This is a genomic window from Lampropedia hyalina DSM 16112 (genome assembly GCF_900129055.1).
GTDB classification, from domain to species: Bacteria; Pseudomonadota; Gammaproteobacteria; order Burkholderiales; family Burkholderiaceae_C; genus Lampropedia; species Lampropedia hyalina.
Window position 1 is genome coordinate 137,538 of record NZ_FQUZ01000002.1, and the last position, 13,781, is coordinate 151,318.

Consider the following 13,781-nt stretch of genomic DNA (forward strand, 5'->3'; position numbering starts at 1 on the left):
CTTGCATATGTTTATGCAAGTCTTCAAAAGCCCGTATCCACGGGCTTTTTTCATGGCCGCGCGGTGGGTTTGTCTCTCCATCAGCCGCTCAGCGGCCAATGGCAGGCAGTACCCGGTCGATGCGCTGTGCCAACTGCTCCAGCAACCCGGTGGGCAACTCCACCTGCAAAGGCACGGCATACGCCTGGGGAAACAGCGGCCAGAGCTTCACACTGTCTTTTTCGGTACACAGCACCGGCATGCCTGCGGCCACGGCCTGCTGCAACAGCGGCAATCGGGCACGCAGGGCGGCATCATCGGCATGGTCAGGCAAGGCCAGACGTTGCGCCAACACCAGCCCCCGCGCTTCCAGCATGGTGAAGAACGCTTGCGGCTCGGCAATGCCTGCCAGAGCCAGTACCGGGGTGGCCGCCCAATCCCGCAGGGCACGCTGCTCCCCCAGACCGTTACGGGTCTGCGCAGCCAGTTGCCGCTGCACCGGCCAGGCATGCGGGTGCTGGCGTATCGCCGGGCTGGCTTCGCCCCGGTACAGCACGGCATCGACGGCACGCGGCCAGGGTTCACGCAGAGGCCCGGCGGGCAGCAGGCGGCCATTCTGAATGCCAGTCTCATGGAATACGCAGATTTCAAAATCGCGCGGCAGAGCCAGATGCTGCAAGCCATCGTCGCTGACGATGATGCGGGTTTGCGGGCAGGCGTGCAGCAGTGCCTGCACGGCATCCATGCGCCGTTCGGCCACGAACACGGGTGCGCCAGTGTTGCGGTGAATCAGCAGCGGCTCGTCGCCGACTTCACTGGCATGGCTGTCGGGCCGCACCGGCCGACAGTCCTGCCCTGTGCGGCCATAGCCCCGCGACACCACTCCCACGGGCCAGCCACGCTGCTGCAAGGCCTGTACCAGCGCGATGGTGACGGGGGTCTTGCCCGCACCGCCAGCCACCACATTGCCCACCACGATCACGAACGCGGGCAGCCGGGCAGCCGGTTCACGATGCCGCAGACGATGCACCCCACGCCGCGCCACGATGACTGCGCCATACAGCCAGGACAGCGGCAGCAAAGCCGTGCTCAGCCAGCCCTTGCCCTGCCAGCTCTGGCGGATGCGCTCACTCAGCGGCTGGGCCATGTACTGTGGGCAGCAGGCGGAGCGTTCTGCATCAGTTGCGGCTCTGGGTGGCGAATGTCACTTTCACCAATCCGACGTTGCGGGCCGCTTCCATCACCGAAATCACCGACTGGTGCGCAGCCTGGGCATCGGCACTGACGATGAGAATGGCATCGGGAGCCTCACGCGCGGCCTTCTGCAACTGCACGGTGAGCGCGTCGGTGGTGTTGCGGTTGAGCACCATGCCGTTGATGGCGTACTGGCCATCGGCATTGACCGCCACCACGATTTCCTGCGGCCGCTCACGCAGTTGCTCGGCATTGGCCAGCGGCAGGTTCAGTTGCAATTCCTGAAACCGGCTGTAGGTGGTGGTGAGCATCAGGAAGATCAGGATCACCAGCAGCACATCGATGAATGGAATCAGGTTGATGTCTGGCTCGGATGTGGTGCGTGGACGGAAATTCATGCTTGCAGGCTTCGCAGGTGCTGGATGAAACGCTCGGAGGCCACTTCCATTTCCAGGATGTAGGCATCGACCCGCGCCCGGAAATACCGCCAGAAGATCAGCGCGGGAATCGCCACGATCAGGCCAAACGCGGTGTTGTACAGCGCGATGGAAATGCCATGCGCCAGCTGCCCCGGATTGCCGGTAATCACGCCCGAATCAATGCCACCCTGCGAGGCAAAGATCTCGATCATGCCGATCACCGTGCCCAGCAGCCCCAGCAGGGGCGCGGCCGATGCAATCGTGGCCAGAGCCTGCAAGTGTTTCTCCATGCGGCTGGCCACCAGCCGTCCGGTGTTCTGGATGTTGGCCCGCAACCCGTCTTCATGGATGTAGGGGTTCATGGTCAGTGTGCGCAAGGGGCTGGCCAGCACTTCGCCCAGCGCGGAGTTCTGGCGCAGCTTCTCGATGACGCTGGCCGAAGGCAACCCCCTGGCACACACCGAGATGGCTTCATCGGTGAGGTTGGCCGGCGCGACCACTGACCGCTTGAGGCTGTAGAACCGCTCGGCCACGATGGCCAGCGTCAGAATGGAACAGACAATCAGCGGCCAAATCGGCCAGCCAGCGGCTTGAATGATCGATAACAAAACCGGAGCTCCCCAGGGCAGACACCCAAAAACACAAAAGCCCGGCAATTATGGCGCAGCCGCCAGCCATTCAAAGACAATTTGTCACAGCATGGCGACGGGGTTTTCTCAAGCCAGTGGAGCTGAGCCAGCTTCACTGCCCTGCCGTGCAAGCACGGGTTGCAACTGCGCCAGCAATTTTTCTGCCCGACGACCGCCACTGCGCAGCACCTGTTCTACCTGGGCCTGGAGCGTGTCGATTTCTGCGGCGTATTCAGCCACCTTGATCTGTTCGATCTCGACCTGCACCCGTTGCAATTCGGCCAGGGCCTTCGCGCTTTCGGTGCCGACAGGCAAGGTTTTCTGTGCCACGTCCAGCAGCACCTCGGTAATCAGCCCCAACTGGTGCCCGTAGGTGGCGACATTGAAGGCACGCTCCTCGATCTGGGCATGGCCTGCCTGCGGCTTGATGCCGGCAAAAAACCAGTGGGTGTTGGGCTCGATGTCCTGCATGACATTGCCACTGAGCGGAAACTCCACATGGGGAGCCCAAAACCAAAGCCAGGGAAACATGTCGGGCCTCCGGTGCATTGTGTGGTGGAAGGGCATAGTGTACGCGGCCCGACCGCCGAATCCAAATGCAAACGATCAGCCGGCCCATGCAGCGGCCTGCTCGAACCAGCCCTGCACCGCCCGCCAGTGCCGGTCGCCGTACAGGCGGCGGAATTGCTGCACTTCTTCGGAATCGGAGCGTGCGAGTGCCTGGCGACGTTGGGCAATGTATTGCGGAGTGAGTGCGATGCCGCATTCCACCTCGATGCAGTGCCGCCATTCTTCCAGGCTGCGAGGGATGACAGGGGATTTTTTGCGCATGAAATAATGATAACAAAATATCAATTAAAGCGTACGCACCGTATTTCTACCTATAATCGAACTCAGCAAAAGCATTGGGCAGTCTTCTTCACCATGAAGACAAGCCATTGTTTTCATTGAATCCATTTCCATTTTCCTGCATGAACATCTCCCTTCCCGATGTGTCCCTGACCGAGTGCCCTGCCGTGCTTGCCCCTCTCGACTGGGTGGGTATGCAGGGCATCGATGTACCGCTGTGGCTGGCCGAATTCGAGGCACCGCAGCAGGTGCATGCCCAGGCCGACATTCAGGTGGACCTGCCCCAGCCGCACACCAAGGGCATCCACATGTCGCGCCTGTACCGCCTGCTGGATGAAGCCGTGCAGCAGCCACTCACCCCCACGCTGCTGGCGCAGTTGCTGGCCGATGCCATCCACAGCCATGCCGACTGCCACTCACGCAGGGCACGCCTGCAACTGCGTTTCGCACTGCTGGCGCGCCGCGCGGCCCTGCTCACGCCCGGCCTGGCGGGCTGGAAGTCCTACCCCGTGCAGGTGCGGGCACAGTGGCAGGATGGCCATCTGTCATTGCACACAAGCGTGGAAATCGTCTATTCGTCCACCTGCCCGTGCTCCGCAGCCCTGACGCGACAACTGGTGGAGCAGGCCTTCACCGCCCATTTTGCCGGGCAGGAGCAAGTGAGCCGCAGTGATGCGGCCGCATGGCTGCGCCAGCAGGCCACACTGGCGACCCCGCACAGCCAGCGCAGTGTGGCACGGGTGCGGGTGTCGCTGCCAGCCACTGCCGCCACGCTGGGCTTGCTGCCGCTGATCGACACGGTGGAGGCCGCTTTGGCCACGCCGGTGCAGACCGCCGTGAAACGCGCCGACGAGCAGGCATTCGCCCGCCTGAACGGGCAGAACCTGATGTTTGTGGAAGATGCCGCCCGCCGGGTGCAGCAGGCCCTGCATGAATACCAGGATGCCAGCGTGCAGGTGCAGCACCTGGAAAGCCTTCACCCGCACGATGCAGTGGCCTGGGCAGGCCCAGACCATACGCAGGCCACCGCTCCAGCCAGCCACCTGTAACAGGATTACCCGATGGAACACCCAATGGACGCAGTGATCGTGGGAGCCGGGCCAGCCGGCATCGGCATGGCCCTGACGCTGGACAAGCTGCCGGGCATACGCTATTGCATTCTGGAGAGCGACCGCATCGGTGAATCCTTTCGCCGCTGGCCCCAGCAAACCCGCCTCATCACGCCATCGTTCCACAGCAATCCGTTCGGCCTGGCCGACCTCAATGCCGTCAATGAACCGAGTTCGCCGGCCATCTACACCGGCGCGGAACACCCCAGCGGCGAGCAATACGCCAATTACCTGGGCTTCATGGCCCAGGCACACCAGTTGCCGGTGGTCAGTGGCTGCAAGGTGCAGCAGGTGCAGGCCCTGTCCGATGGGGGCTTCCATCTGGTGACGGAAAAAGGCCCGCTGGCCACCCGTTTTCTGATCTGGGCCACGGGCGAATACCAATTCCCCGATTTGCAGCCATTCCCCGGTGCATCGCTGTGCCCGCACTATGCACAGGTCTCCAGTTGGGCGGATTTCGATGCCCCCGCCTGCACCGTCATCGGCGGCTACGAAAGCGGCGTGGATGCCGCTTTCCATCTCGTCCAGTTGGGCAAGCAGGTGCGCCTGCTGGTGCGCAAATCCACCTGGGACCCGGATGGCTCCTACGATCCCAGCCTGTCGCTGTCGCCCTACAGCCGCGAACGGCTCTATCAGGCCGTCGATAGCGGTCGGCTGGAGATCGTGTTCGGCGTGAATGTGGTCAAGGTGGTGCGCGGCAGTGCGGGCAACTGGCGCGTCCGGGCTGCCGATGGCCGCCACTGGGAATGCGCACAGCCCCCCATTCTGGGAACCGGCTTCCTGAAAGGCGGCGGTGCGCGCCAGATTGCCGATCTGTGGGAATGGAACGAGGAGGGACGCATTCTGCTCAGCGATGCCGATGAATCCACCCGCACCCCCGGCCTGTTCCTGGTCGGCCCGCAGGTGCGACACGACCATCGCATCTACTGCTTCATCTACAAGTTCCGCCAGCGTTTCGCTGCGGTGGCCTCGCAGATCGCCCAGCGTCTGGACAGCGACCCCAGTGCCCTGCAAGGCCAGGGCGGAGCGTGGGGGCCGTTTGGCAACAGCGACTGCTGCGAGGGATGCGAATGCTGAATGTTCTGCAATTTCTCGGGGGCAGCGGCATTTCCCTGCTGTTGCTCGCCAGCATTGCGGCAGGGGCAGGCACAGGGCATTTCTCACCCGATAGCAGCACCTGGTTGAGCGACCGGGTCGATGCCACCTTGCTGCTGTTGATCGGGCTGCTGTTCTTTGGCGTGCGCTTCAATGCCATCGTGCGGGCACTGGGGCATCTGCGCTTCATTGCAGTGGCACTGCTGGCCAACTTCGTGCTGGTGCCGTGCATCGGCTGGGCGATTGCCTCGCTGGTACTGCCCGAGCATCCGCTGCTCATGGTGGGTCTGGTGATTTACTTCATGTCGCCATGCACGGACTGGTTTCTGGGCTTCACCCGGCTGGCCAAGGGCAATGTGGCACTGGGCACAGCCCTGATTCCCATCAACATGGTGGTGCAGTTGCTGCTGTACCCGCTGTACCTGCACTGGTTCACGCGCAACATCGTGCCGGTGGAGGCCGATCTCATCGGTCAGACGCTGCTGCAATGGTTTCTGCTGCCACTGGTGGTCGCCACTGCCGCGCACCACATCCTGCGCCGACTGCTGGCCCCTGCCCGCTTCGCGCGGCTGCTGGCAATGGCAGACCACACCACGCCCTGGGTGATCGCACTGCTGGTGATGGAAATCTTCGCCGCGAACATCGACACCATTGTGGCGTACCGTGGGGTCTTTGGCTGGCTGCTGCTGGCGGTGTTCCTGTTCTTCATTGCCACCTTCGTGCTGGGCGAGGCACTCAGCCGCATGGCAGGTCTGCGCTACCCCGAACACGCGCTGCTGACCCTCACGATTGCCGCCCGCAACGCACCGCTGATGCTGGCCATCAGCATGGCCGCGCTGCCCGATCAACCGCTCATCCATGCCGCCATCGTCATCGGCATGTTGCTGGAATTCCCGCACCTGACACTGCTGCGCCAACTGCTGCTGCGCTCGCAGACACATGCCCGCTACCACCACAGCACGGCAGGCGCAGAAACCATTCCAACCCACTGACTTCGAGACGAACACCATGCACCATGTATCCACCCCAGCACCGCAGTTCGCCCCGCGCCAGAGCATTGCGCAAGTCGAGGAAGGCCATGAACTGGCCCCGAAATTCGATGCCGCTGGCCTGATCGCCTGCATCACCACCGATGCCGGAACCGGCGACGTGCTGATGCTGGGCTACATGAACCGCGAAGCCCTCACCCGCACCATCGAAACCGGCGAGGCCCACTACTGGAGCCGCTCGCGCCAATGCCTGTGGCACAAGGGCGCGACCAGCGCGCTGGTGCAGCAGGTCGAGGAACTGCGCATCGACGACGACCAGGATGCCATCTGGCTGCGCGTGCGCGTGGCAGGCAGTGGAGCCAGTTGCCACGTCGGCTACCGATCCTGCTTTTACCGCCGCGTACCCGTGGGTGCGCAACGCCAGCACGGCAGTGCGCTGGTGTTCACGGAAAACGAAAAAACCTTCGACCCCCAGGCCGTGTACGGCGACGTGCCCAACCCCACGGTACTGTAGCCACGCATTCAGCGAGACTGGCAACGCGGGCAGAAATAGGTGCTGCGCTGTCCCTGCACCATCTGGCGAATGGGAGTCTGGCAATGGTGGCAAGGCTCACCGGCACGGCCATACACATGGGCCGTCAGTTGAAAATGCCCGGCATTGCCATGCACACCGACAAAGTCCCGCAGTGTGCTCCCGCCCTGGGCAATCGCCTGGGACAGCACCTGCACAATCGCCGCATGCAGCCGCACCAGCCGCTGGCGGCCCACGCTCCCTGCCGCCACGGCAGGGTCAATGCCCGCCAGAAACAGGGCTTCGCAGGCATAGATATTGCCCACACCCACCACCACATTGCCCGCCAGCAAGGCCTGCTTGATGCTCACCTGCCGCCCGGCAAAACCGCGTTGCAGAGTGGCGGGAGTGAAATCGGGCGACAGCGGCTCCACCCCCAGTCCGCCCAGCAGCTTGCGCGCCATCGGTGCGGTATCGCTCTGGGCATACACCAGTGCGCCAAAGCGACGCGGGTCGTGCAGGCGCAGAATGCCCTCATCAAAAACCATCTCCACATGGTCATGCACCCCGGCCACGCTGTCGAGCGCGGCCACCCGCACACTGCCCGACATGCCCAGGTGCATCAGCAGCAGCCCCTCGCTCAAATCGAACAGCAGATACTTGCCCCGGCGGCGCAGTGCCCGCACCACCCGCCCCTGCACCTGCTGCGGCGCAATGCCCAGCGGCCAGCGCAGGGGCTTGCCCAGACGCAGGGCGTGAATCGGCTGGCCGACGATGGCATCGGCAATCCCCATGCGGGTCACTTCCACTTCCGGCAATTCGGGCATGATGGGTGTTTTTCTCCAGATCAAAAAAAGCAGCCATGCAAAACGGGCAGGCCATGCACGGCGCAGAAGACAAGGCACTATCATTCATATTGGCCTGCCGGGGCGCACTGGCGCGGGGGCGAATCTGAATGATGACACGCCCTGCGCGGGTTCTTCGATTATTATCCCCACATGCGCACCATTTCACCCGTCTTTCTGGCCTCTCTGGGGCTTTGTACCGCGTTGCTGGGCAGTGGTTGCCAGTCGCGCACGCCCGTCGGCCAGCAGACCGCGCCTGCCACCCCGGTGGTCGCATCCCCCGCCGTCCCGGCCCTGGCCGCCTCCAGCCCCCTGCCGGAACGCACCGACACGCCGCCCCCACACCTCACCCCCAGGGCACAGGCCGAAACCCTGTATGAAGTGCTGCTGGCAGAAATACTGGCCGCATCGGGCGAACTCACCGACAGCTACGAACTGCTGATGCGCGCCGGCCAGACCCGCAACAGCCCGCAACTGTTCCAGCGCGCCACCGAAATCGCCTTCATGGCACAGGACGGCAACCGTGCGCTGCGCTCCACCCAGGCATGGCAGCAGGCCCACCCGCAATCGCGCGAAGCCAACAAGGCCGTGCTGCAAGTGCTGCTGGCCCTGAACCAGATCGACCAGACCGAATGGCATCTGCAACAGGAACTGAGCCAGAGCAGCGATGCCGAAATGGCCGAAAACCTCTACGCCATTCCGTTGCTTTACCAGCGCGCCCCCCAACGCGAACAGGTGCTGCACACCGTCACTGCTGCGCTGCAAGCCCTGCTGCAACCCGACTCCCCCTGGTACGCCGACGCACTGGCCGTACTGGGTCGCCTGCACCTGCAAGCCCAGGATGGCGACACCGCCCACGCACTGATGCAGCAGGGAACCGCCCACAACCCGGCCTCCAGTGGCGTCGCCTTTCTGGCACTGGAGCTGCTGTCACAGGGCGATGCCGCCGCAGAACCCGTGGTACAGGCCTACGCCCGCCGCGACGATGCCCTGCCCCCCTTCCTGATGGCCTACTCCCGCCTGCTGCTGGCCGAACAGGATCACCCGCAGGCACTGCAAGTGCTCGAACAACTCACCCGCCGCCAACCCGACCAGCCCGACACCTGGCTGGGGCTGGCCGCGCTGCAAACCCACACCCGGCAGCACACCCAGGCCGAAGCCTCGCTCCAGCAATTCGAACGCCTCATCGAAGCCCTGCCCGACTCCCCGCTTCAGGATCAGGCCCGCAACGAAGCCGCGCTGCTCCACGCCCAGATCGCCCAGCAGCAGCAACAATACGACAAGGCACTGGAGTGGCTGGAGCGCGTGGACGACCCGCAGCAATTCTTCAGCATCCAGGTACAGCGCGCCTCGCTGCTGGCACGGCAGGGCAAACTGACGCAGGCACGCCAGTTGCTGCAACAACTGCCCGCCTTCGACCCACGCACCCGTGCCCTGAAAGTACGCGCCGAAGTCCAGTTGCTGCGCGACAGCGGCCTCTACCAGGAAGCCTTCACCCTGCACCAGACCCTGGTGGACAGCCATGCCGACGACGATGAAGTGCTCTACGAACAGGCCCTGCTGGCCGAACGCACCGGCCAATGGGACACGATGGAACGACTGCTGCGGCAAGTCATCGCCCGCTCGCCCGACTTCCACCACGCCAAAAACGCCCTGGGCTACTCGCTGGCCGACCGTGGCATTCGCCTGCGTGAGGCCCGCGAACTGCTGGAGCAGGCCATTGCGCTGGCCCCCGGCGACCCCTTCATCACCGACAGCCTGGGCTGGCTGGAATACCGCAGTGGCAACCTGGGCCGTGCACAGGAGTTGCTGGCACAGGCCTTCGATGCCCAGCCCGATGCCGAAATCGCCGCCCACCTTGGCGAAGTGCTCTGGAAACTGGGCCAACCCCAGCAAGCCCGCAGCATCTGGCAACAGGGCCTGCAACTCGATGCCGACAGCCGCACCCTGAAAGAAACCATCCAGAGACTGGATCGACATGGCACCCCGCTGCGCTGACCCCCTGCCCACCACCACTGCCTCCATGCTGCCGCGCCGGCAATGGCTGCTGCGCTGGGGCAGCGTTGCAGCGGCACTGGCCCTGTCCGCGTGCAGCCTTGCGCCACGCCAGCCCTACCGGGGTCGCCCCGGCCACTGGCGCGGCCGCATCTCCATCCAACTGGAAGAAGCCGACCGCCCCCAGTCCTACATTGCCAGCTTCCTGCTCCAGGGGCATATCGGGCACGGCACACTCAACGTTTACAGCCCCATCGGCACCACCATCGCCCAGTTGCGCTGGGATGGACGCAGGGCCGAACTGGACGATGGCACACAGATCACCCGGGATCGCTCGCTCGACCAGTTACTGGCACAGGTCTTCGGTACCCCCCTGCCCACCGAAGCCCTGTTCGCCTGGCTGGCGGGCGAAGCCGCGCAGGCCAGCGGCTGGCAGGTGAATCTGGAACGCTACGCCCAGGGACGCATCGATGCGATACGCCACAGCCCGCTGCCCACCACCCGGATGCGCATCGTGCTGCACAGCGAAGAATAGCGTCCACATTCCCGCCTGAACCATTCTTCAGAATTTTTGCAAAAACTCGAAAAAACCGCGTATAATTTTGCGCTTCGCTGCATCACTCGACGAGTTTGACGAAAACTGATCGGCGGCTTCGGTGCAGGTCTTACCGCTTGCACCATGCAAAAAAACACAGAGTCCTTGTTCGGGTTCGTTTTTTTCTGCTACAATGCCGCGCTTATTCACTGCATATTGTGTGAATAGCAGATCAAAGCAGGGCACTGCTGAATGCTCTACAACAAACTGGCCGGTTGTAGCAGCAAGGTTTCATGATAGAAACCCAATTGGGTTTCTATCGCGTAGGGGAGTCGCCAAGTTGGTTAAGGCACCGGATTTTGATTCCGGCATTCGAGGGTTCGAATCCTTCCTCCCCTGCCACCATTTCTGATCGATTGCATTCGATTTTCCCCACACCCCCACTGTGGCGATCCTATGAGCCAATACCACAATCCCGATTTCATGGTGTTCACCGGCAACGCCAACCCTGCCTTGGCCGAGCAAATTGCGCACCATCTGGGCATCAGCCTGGGTGCTGTCCATGTGGGCCGCTTCTCCGATGGCGAAGTCACCGTGGAAATCAAGCAAAACGTGCGTGCGCGTGATGTCTTCGTCGTGCAATCGACCTGCGCCCCGACCAACGACAGCCTGATGGAACTGCTCATCATGGTCGATGCCCTCAAGCGGGCCTCCGCCGAGCGCATCAGTGCCGTGATTCCGTACTTTGGCTATGCGCGTCAGGATCGCCGCCCCCGCTCCACCCGCGTGCCCATCTCTGCCAAGGTCGTCGCCAACCTGCTGGAAACCGTGGGCGTGGCGCGCGTGCTGACCATGGACCTGCACGCCGACCAGATTCAGGGCTTCTTCGACATCCCGGTGGACAACATCTACGCCTCGCCCATCCTGCTCAACGACCTGCGCCAGAAGCAGTACGAAGACCTGCTGGTGGTCTCGCCCGACGTGGGCGGCGTGGTGCGGGCACGCGCCCTGGCCAAGGAACTGGGCTGCGACCTCGCCATCATCGACAAACGCCGCCCCAAGGCCAACGTCAGCGAAGTGATGAACATCATCGGTGACGTGGAAAACCGCAACTGCATCATCATGGACGACATGATCGACACCGCCGGCACGCTGCTCAAGGCCGCCGAAGTGCTCAAGGAGCGCGGTGCGAAAAAAGTCTACGCCTACTGCACGCACCCGATCTTTTCCGGCCCGGCCGTGGACCGCATCAGCAGCGGCGCAGCCCTGGATGAAGTGGTCGTCACCAACACCATTCCATTGAGCGAGGCGGCCCGCCAGTGCGGCAAGATCCGCCAGCTCAGTGCCGCCCCGCTGATTGCCGAAACCATCCAGCGCATTGCCAAGGGCGATTCGGTCATGAGCCTGTTCAACGATCAGGACGCGCTGTTCTGACCTGACTCTGGCGTGCAGGGCGCGCCGGTTCCGATTTCACAACCATGCCCCCGAACGGGGGTATTTTCATCAACCGGGCATCGCTGGTCGCGGCATGCCCTTCACGGAGAAAAAATCATGCAAATCTCTGCATACACACGCGCTAAGCAAGGAACGGGTGCGAGCCGCCGCCTGCGCATTGGTGGCCGTACCCCCGGCATCGTCTATGGCGGTTCCGAGCAGCCCCAACTGATCGAACTGGACCACAACCCCCTGTGGTTCGCGCTGCAAAAGGAAGCATTCCACGCCAGCGTGCTCGATCTGGAAATCGACGGCAAGACCGAGAAAGTCCTGCTGCGCGACGTGCAATACCACCCCTACAAGCAACTGGTGCTGCACCTCGACTTCCAGCGCGTCAATGAGAAGACCCGCCTGCACATGACTGTGCCACTGCACTTCAGCGGTGCCGAAGAGTCCGATGCAGTCAAGACCGAAGGCCAGCTGGTGAACACCGTCACCACCGAAATCGAAGTGAGCTGCATGCCTGCCGACCTGCCCGAATTCGTCACTGTGGATCTGAGCACACTGAAGAAAAACGGTGTGGTGCGCCTGCGCGACATCAAGCTGCCACGCGGCGTGAACATCACCAAACGCCAACTGGCCACCAACGCCGTACTGGCCAACGCATCCCCTGCCCCGGAAGAAGAAGCCCCTGCGGCAGAAGCCACTGCCTGATTGAACGGCAGTGCCGAATGGCAACCCATGCCCGGCCCACAGCCTGGGGCGGTTGCCATTCACACCGGAAATCAAGCCTGACCGACAGCCCGTTGGTCAGGCTTTTGTCTTGAGGTCTTTACCATGTTGAAACTGCTGGTCGGGCTGGGCAACCCCGGCACGGAATACGAACGCACCCGCCACAATGCCGGCTTCTGGTGGATGGATGAATTGTCACGCCAGTATCCCGTAAGCTGGAACGTGGAACGCGGCTTTGCGGGCTGGGTGGCGAAGGCTCAGCTGCATGGCCAGCCTGTCTGGCTGCTCAAGCCCAGCACCTTCATGAACCGCTCCGGGCAGGCTGTGGCCGCGCTGGCACGGTTCTACAAAATCCTTCCCGAAGAAATTCTGGTCGTTCACGATGAACTGGACCTGCAACCCGGCCAGGCGCGCCTGAAACTCGGCGGCAGCCACGCCGGACACAACGGCCTCAAGGACATTCAGGCGCAACTTGGCAGCAATGCCTACTGGCGACTGCGCCTGGGTGTGGGGCATCCGGGGGTGCGCTCCGAAGTGATTCACTGGGTGCTGCAAAAGCCTTCACCCGACGACCGCATCGCCATCGATCAGGCCATCGACCGCTGCCTGCGCGCCTTGCCCGATCTGCTGCCCGCAGAAATGGAACTGGCCATGCGTACCATCCATACCATGCCATGCCCGCATAAGCCCTGATTCCTCAGGCCAGAGAGGGCTTTGACTGTCAATAGCAACGAGTCATCGTAATGGTGATCAACGCACCGCCATGGGCACCCATGCCAATGGAAATGTCACCACCGTGCGATTCAATGACCGCCTTCGCAATGGCCAGTCCCAGTCCATTGCCTCCGGTGTCCCGATTACGGGAAGGCTCAAGCCGCACGAATGGTTCGAATACCCTATCACGATCGGCTTCAGCAATACCTGGGCCATGATCCTCGATCAGAATCAGCACATGCTCTTCCCGCCTGACAACACGGATGTTCGCCTCGCCGCCATAGCGAATGGCGTTCTGCGCAATGTTGCGGATGGCACGCTTGAACGCATTCATTCGCAGCGGCAGCATCACGTCGTCCGGCATGTCCAGAGTCGCCAGGCCACCCTCCTCGATCAATTCATTGACCAGACTGCGCAACAACCCGGCAATCTGAAGTTCCCCCCATTGACCGGACACCTTATATTTCTCAAAGAAGGAGTCCATCATGTCTTCAAAACGCCCGCAGTATCCACCTGAGTTTCGCAGTCAAATTGTTGAGCTGGCCAAAGCAGGTCGCACACATGCTGAACTTGCCCGAGAGTTTGGATGCCACGCCACCAGCATTGGCACCTGGGTTCGCCAGAGTCAAATTGATGAAACCGGCGATACGTCTTCAGATGCACCGTTGAGCACCGCTGAGCGCCAAGAATTGACCGCATTACGGCGCGAGCTCAGGCAAGTTAAGCAGGAGCGCGATATCTTGGCAAAGGCT

The 13,781-nt window shown here is 62.6% G+C and carries 17 protein-coding genes and 1 tRNA gene; 11 read left to right on the forward strand and 7 right to left on the reverse strand.

The features are described 5' to 3' along the window. Positions 1-88: 88 nt before the first annotated feature. The 5 genes from lpxK to BUE21_RS01520 all read right to left on the reverse strand — a co-directional run bounded on the left by lpxK (position 89) and on the right by BUE21_RS01520 (position 3,052). Positions 89-1,126, reverse strand: coding sequence for a tetraacyldisaccharide 4'-kinase (gene lpxK / locus BUE21_RS01500; protein ID WP_073353812.1), 1,038 nt, complete (start codon positions 1,124-1,126; stop codon positions 89-91). Positions 1,127-1,157: 31 nt separating this feature from the next. Beyond that, the gene (locus tag BUE21_RS01505; protein WP_073353816.1) at positions 1,158-1,571 is read right to left on the reverse strand and encodes an ExbD/TolR family protein; all 414 of its coding nucleotides are present in this window, start codon (positions 1,569-1,571) and stop codon (positions 1,158-1,160) included. Continuing rightward, positions 1,568-2,200: a MotA/TolQ/ExbB proton channel family protein gene (locus BUE21_RS01510; RefSeq protein WP_073353820.1), complete on the reverse strand. Its 633-nt coding sequence runs from the start codon at positions 2,198-2,200 to the stop codon at positions 1,568-1,570. Before BUE21_RS01510 ends, BUE21_RS01505 begins: the two co-directional genes overlap by 4 nt. 108 nt (positions 2,201-2,308) lie before the next feature. Then, the gene (locus BUE21_RS14775) at positions 2,309-2,752 is read right to left on the reverse strand and encodes a hypothetical protein (RefSeq protein ID WP_073353824.1); all 444 of its coding nucleotides are present in this window, start codon (positions 2,750-2,752) and stop codon (positions 2,309-2,311) included. 75 nt (positions 2,753-2,827) lie between these two features. Continuing rightward, positions 2,828-3,052, reverse strand: coding sequence for a hypothetical protein (locus BUE21_RS01520; RefSeq protein WP_073353827.1), 225 nt, complete (start codon positions 3,050-3,052; stop codon positions 2,828-2,830). Positions 3,053-3,192: 140 nt separating this feature from the next. Here BUE21_RS01520 and folE2 point away from each other — a divergent pair, with 140 nt between their 5' ends. From folE2 to hisI, 4 genes are read left to right on the forward strand one after another with little or no spacing between them, the layout of a single operon-like run. Beyond that, a complete protein-coding gene (folE2, locus tag BUE21_RS01525; RefSeq protein WP_073353828.1) occupies positions 3,193-4,119 on the forward strand; it encodes a GTP cyclohydrolase FolE2 in 927 nt (308 codons plus the stop codon). Between the two features lie 12 nt (positions 4,120-4,131). Continuing rightward, positions 4,132-5,256, forward strand: coding sequence for an NAD(P)/FAD-dependent oxidoreductase (locus BUE21_RS01530; RefSeq protein WP_073353831.1), 1,125 nt, complete (start codon positions 4,132-4,134; stop codon positions 5,254-5,256). After that, the gene (locus BUE21_RS01535; protein ID WP_073353833.1) at positions 5,250-6,266 is read left to right on the forward strand and encodes an arsenic resistance protein; all 1,017 of its coding nucleotides are present in this window, start codon (positions 5,250-5,252) and stop codon (positions 6,264-6,266) included. The genes BUE21_RS01530 and BUE21_RS01535 overlap by 7 nt, the downstream gene beginning before the upstream one ends. Positions 6,267-6,282: 16 nt before the next feature. Further along, positions 6,283-6,777 carry a phosphoribosyl-AMP cyclohydrolase gene (gene hisI / locus BUE21_RS01540; protein ID WP_073353836.1) on the forward strand — a complete coding sequence of 165 codons (495 nt, stop codon included), beginning with the start codon at positions 6,283-6,285 and terminating at the stop codon, positions 6,775-6,777. A gap of 8 nt (positions 6,778-6,785) precedes the next feature. Here the strand turns inward: hisI and mutM are convergent, their stop codons facing one another. After that, positions 6,786-7,601, reverse strand: coding sequence for a bifunctional DNA-formamidopyrimidine glycosylase/DNA-(apurinic or apyrimidinic site) lyase (gene mutM, locus BUE21_RS01545; RefSeq protein ID WP_073353838.1), 816 nt, complete (start codon positions 7,599-7,601; stop codon positions 6,786-6,788). Positions 7,602-7,772: 171 nt separating this feature from the next. Here mutM and BUE21_RS01550 point away from each other — a divergent pair, with 171 nt between their 5' ends. The 6 genes from BUE21_RS01550 (at position 7,773) to pth (ending at position 13,008) form a co-directional block, all read left to right on the forward strand. Next, on the forward strand, positions 7,773-9,617 hold the full coding sequence (locus BUE21_RS01550; protein WP_143164363.1) for a tetratricopeptide repeat protein: 1,845 nt from the start codon (positions 7,773-7,775) through the stop codon (positions 9,615-9,617). Next, positions 9,598-10,149, forward strand: coding sequence for a lipoprotein insertase outer membrane protein LolB (locus BUE21_RS01555; RefSeq protein WP_084522656.1), 552 nt, complete (start codon positions 9,598-9,600; stop codon positions 10,147-10,149). Before BUE21_RS01550 ends, BUE21_RS01555 begins: the two co-directional genes overlap by 20 nt. Positions 10,150-10,474: 325 nt before the next feature. Beyond that, positions 10,475-10,551 (forward strand) — tRNA-Gln (locus BUE21_RS01560). Between the two features lie 54 nt (positions 10,552-10,605). Continuing rightward, positions 10,606-11,583: a ribose-phosphate pyrophosphokinase gene (locus tag BUE21_RS01565; RefSeq protein WP_073353840.1), complete on the forward strand. Its 978-nt coding sequence runs from the start codon at positions 10,606-10,608 to the stop codon at positions 11,581-11,583. Positions 11,584-11,700: 117 nt separating this feature from the next. Then, a complete protein-coding gene (locus tag BUE21_RS01570) occupies positions 11,701-12,297 on the forward strand; it encodes a 50S ribosomal protein L25/general stress protein Ctc (RefSeq protein WP_073353851.1) in 597 nt (198 codons plus the stop codon). Between the two features lie 123 nt (positions 12,298-12,420). Beyond that, positions 12,421-13,008, forward strand: coding sequence for an aminoacyl-tRNA hydrolase (gene pth, locus BUE21_RS01575; RefSeq protein WP_073353854.1), 588 nt, complete (start codon positions 12,421-12,423; stop codon positions 13,006-13,008). A gap of 28 nt (positions 13,009-13,036) precedes the next feature. On the opposite strand, the gene BUE21_RS14880 is transcribed toward pth, so the two are convergent. Next, positions 13,037-13,516, reverse strand: coding sequence for a sensor histidine kinase (locus tag BUE21_RS14880; RefSeq protein WP_073353858.1), 480 nt, complete (start codon positions 13,514-13,516; stop codon positions 13,037-13,039). Here BUE21_RS14880 and BUE21_RS01585 point away from each other — a divergent pair. Beyond that, positions 13,515-13,781 (forward strand): transposase (locus tag BUE21_RS01585; protein WP_143164364.1); only part of this gene is annotated, 267 nt, incomplete at its 3' end. The two genes, BUE21_RS14880 and BUE21_RS01585, sit on opposite strands and share 2 nt — an antisense overlap.

Excerpts from the sequence above, each read along its gene's own strand:
- mutM (WP_073353838.1), bottom strand. The coding sequence starts at position 7,601 with ATGCCCGAATTGCCGGAAGTGGAAGTGACCCGCATGGGGATTGCCGAT.
- lpxK (WP_073353812.1), bottom strand. The coding sequence starts at position 1,126 with ATGGCCCAGCCGCTGAGTGAGCGCATCCGCCAGAGCTGGCAGGGCAAG.
- BUE21_RS01555 (WP_084522656.1), top strand. The coding sequence starts at position 9,598 with ATGGCACCCCGCTGCGCTGACCCCCTGCCCACCACCACTGCCTCCATG.
- hisI (WP_073353836.1), top strand. The coding sequence starts at position 6,283 with ATGCACCATGTATCCACCCCAGCACCGCAGTTCGCCCCGCGCCAGAGC.
- pth (WP_073353854.1), top strand. The coding sequence starts at position 12,421 with ATGTTGAAACTGCTGGTCGGGCTGGGCAACCCCGGCACGGAATACGAA.
- folE2 (WP_073353828.1), top strand. The coding sequence starts at position 3,193 with ATGAACATCTCCCTTCCCGATGTGTCCCTGACCGAGTGCCCTGCCGTG.
- BUE21_RS01570 (WP_073353851.1), top strand. The coding sequence starts at position 11,701 with ATGCAAATCTCTGCATACACACGCGCTAAGCAAGGAACGGGTGCGAGC.
- BUE21_RS14775 (WP_073353824.1), bottom strand. The coding sequence starts at position 2,752 with ATGTTTCCCTGGCTTTGGTTTTGGGCTCCCCATGTGGAGTTTCCGCTC.
- BUE21_RS01535 (WP_073353833.1), top strand. The coding sequence starts at position 5,250 with ATGCTGAATGTTCTGCAATTTCTCGGGGGCAGCGGCATTTCCCTGCTG.
- BUE21_RS01505 (WP_073353816.1), bottom strand. The coding sequence starts at position 1,571 with ATGAATTTCCGTCCACGCACCACATCCGAGCCAGACATCAACCTGATT.
- BUE21_RS01520 (WP_073353827.1), bottom strand. The coding sequence starts at position 3,052 with ATGCGCAAAAAATCCCCTGTCATCCCTCGCAGCCTGGAAGAATGGCGG.
- BUE21_RS01565 (WP_073353840.1), top strand. The coding sequence starts at position 10,606 with ATGAGCCAATACCACAATCCCGATTTCATGGTGTTCACCGGCAACGCC.
- BUE21_RS14880 (WP_073353858.1), bottom strand. The coding sequence starts at position 13,516 with ATGATGGACTCCTTCTTTGAGAAATATAAGGTGTCCGGTCAATGGGGG.
- BUE21_RS01530 (WP_073353831.1), top strand. The coding sequence starts at position 4,132 with ATGGAACACCCAATGGACGCAGTGATCGTGGGAGCCGGGCCAGCCGGC.
- BUE21_RS01550 (WP_143164363.1), top strand. The coding sequence starts at position 7,773 with ATGCGCACCATTTCACCCGTCTTTCTGGCCTCTCTGGGGCTTTGTACC.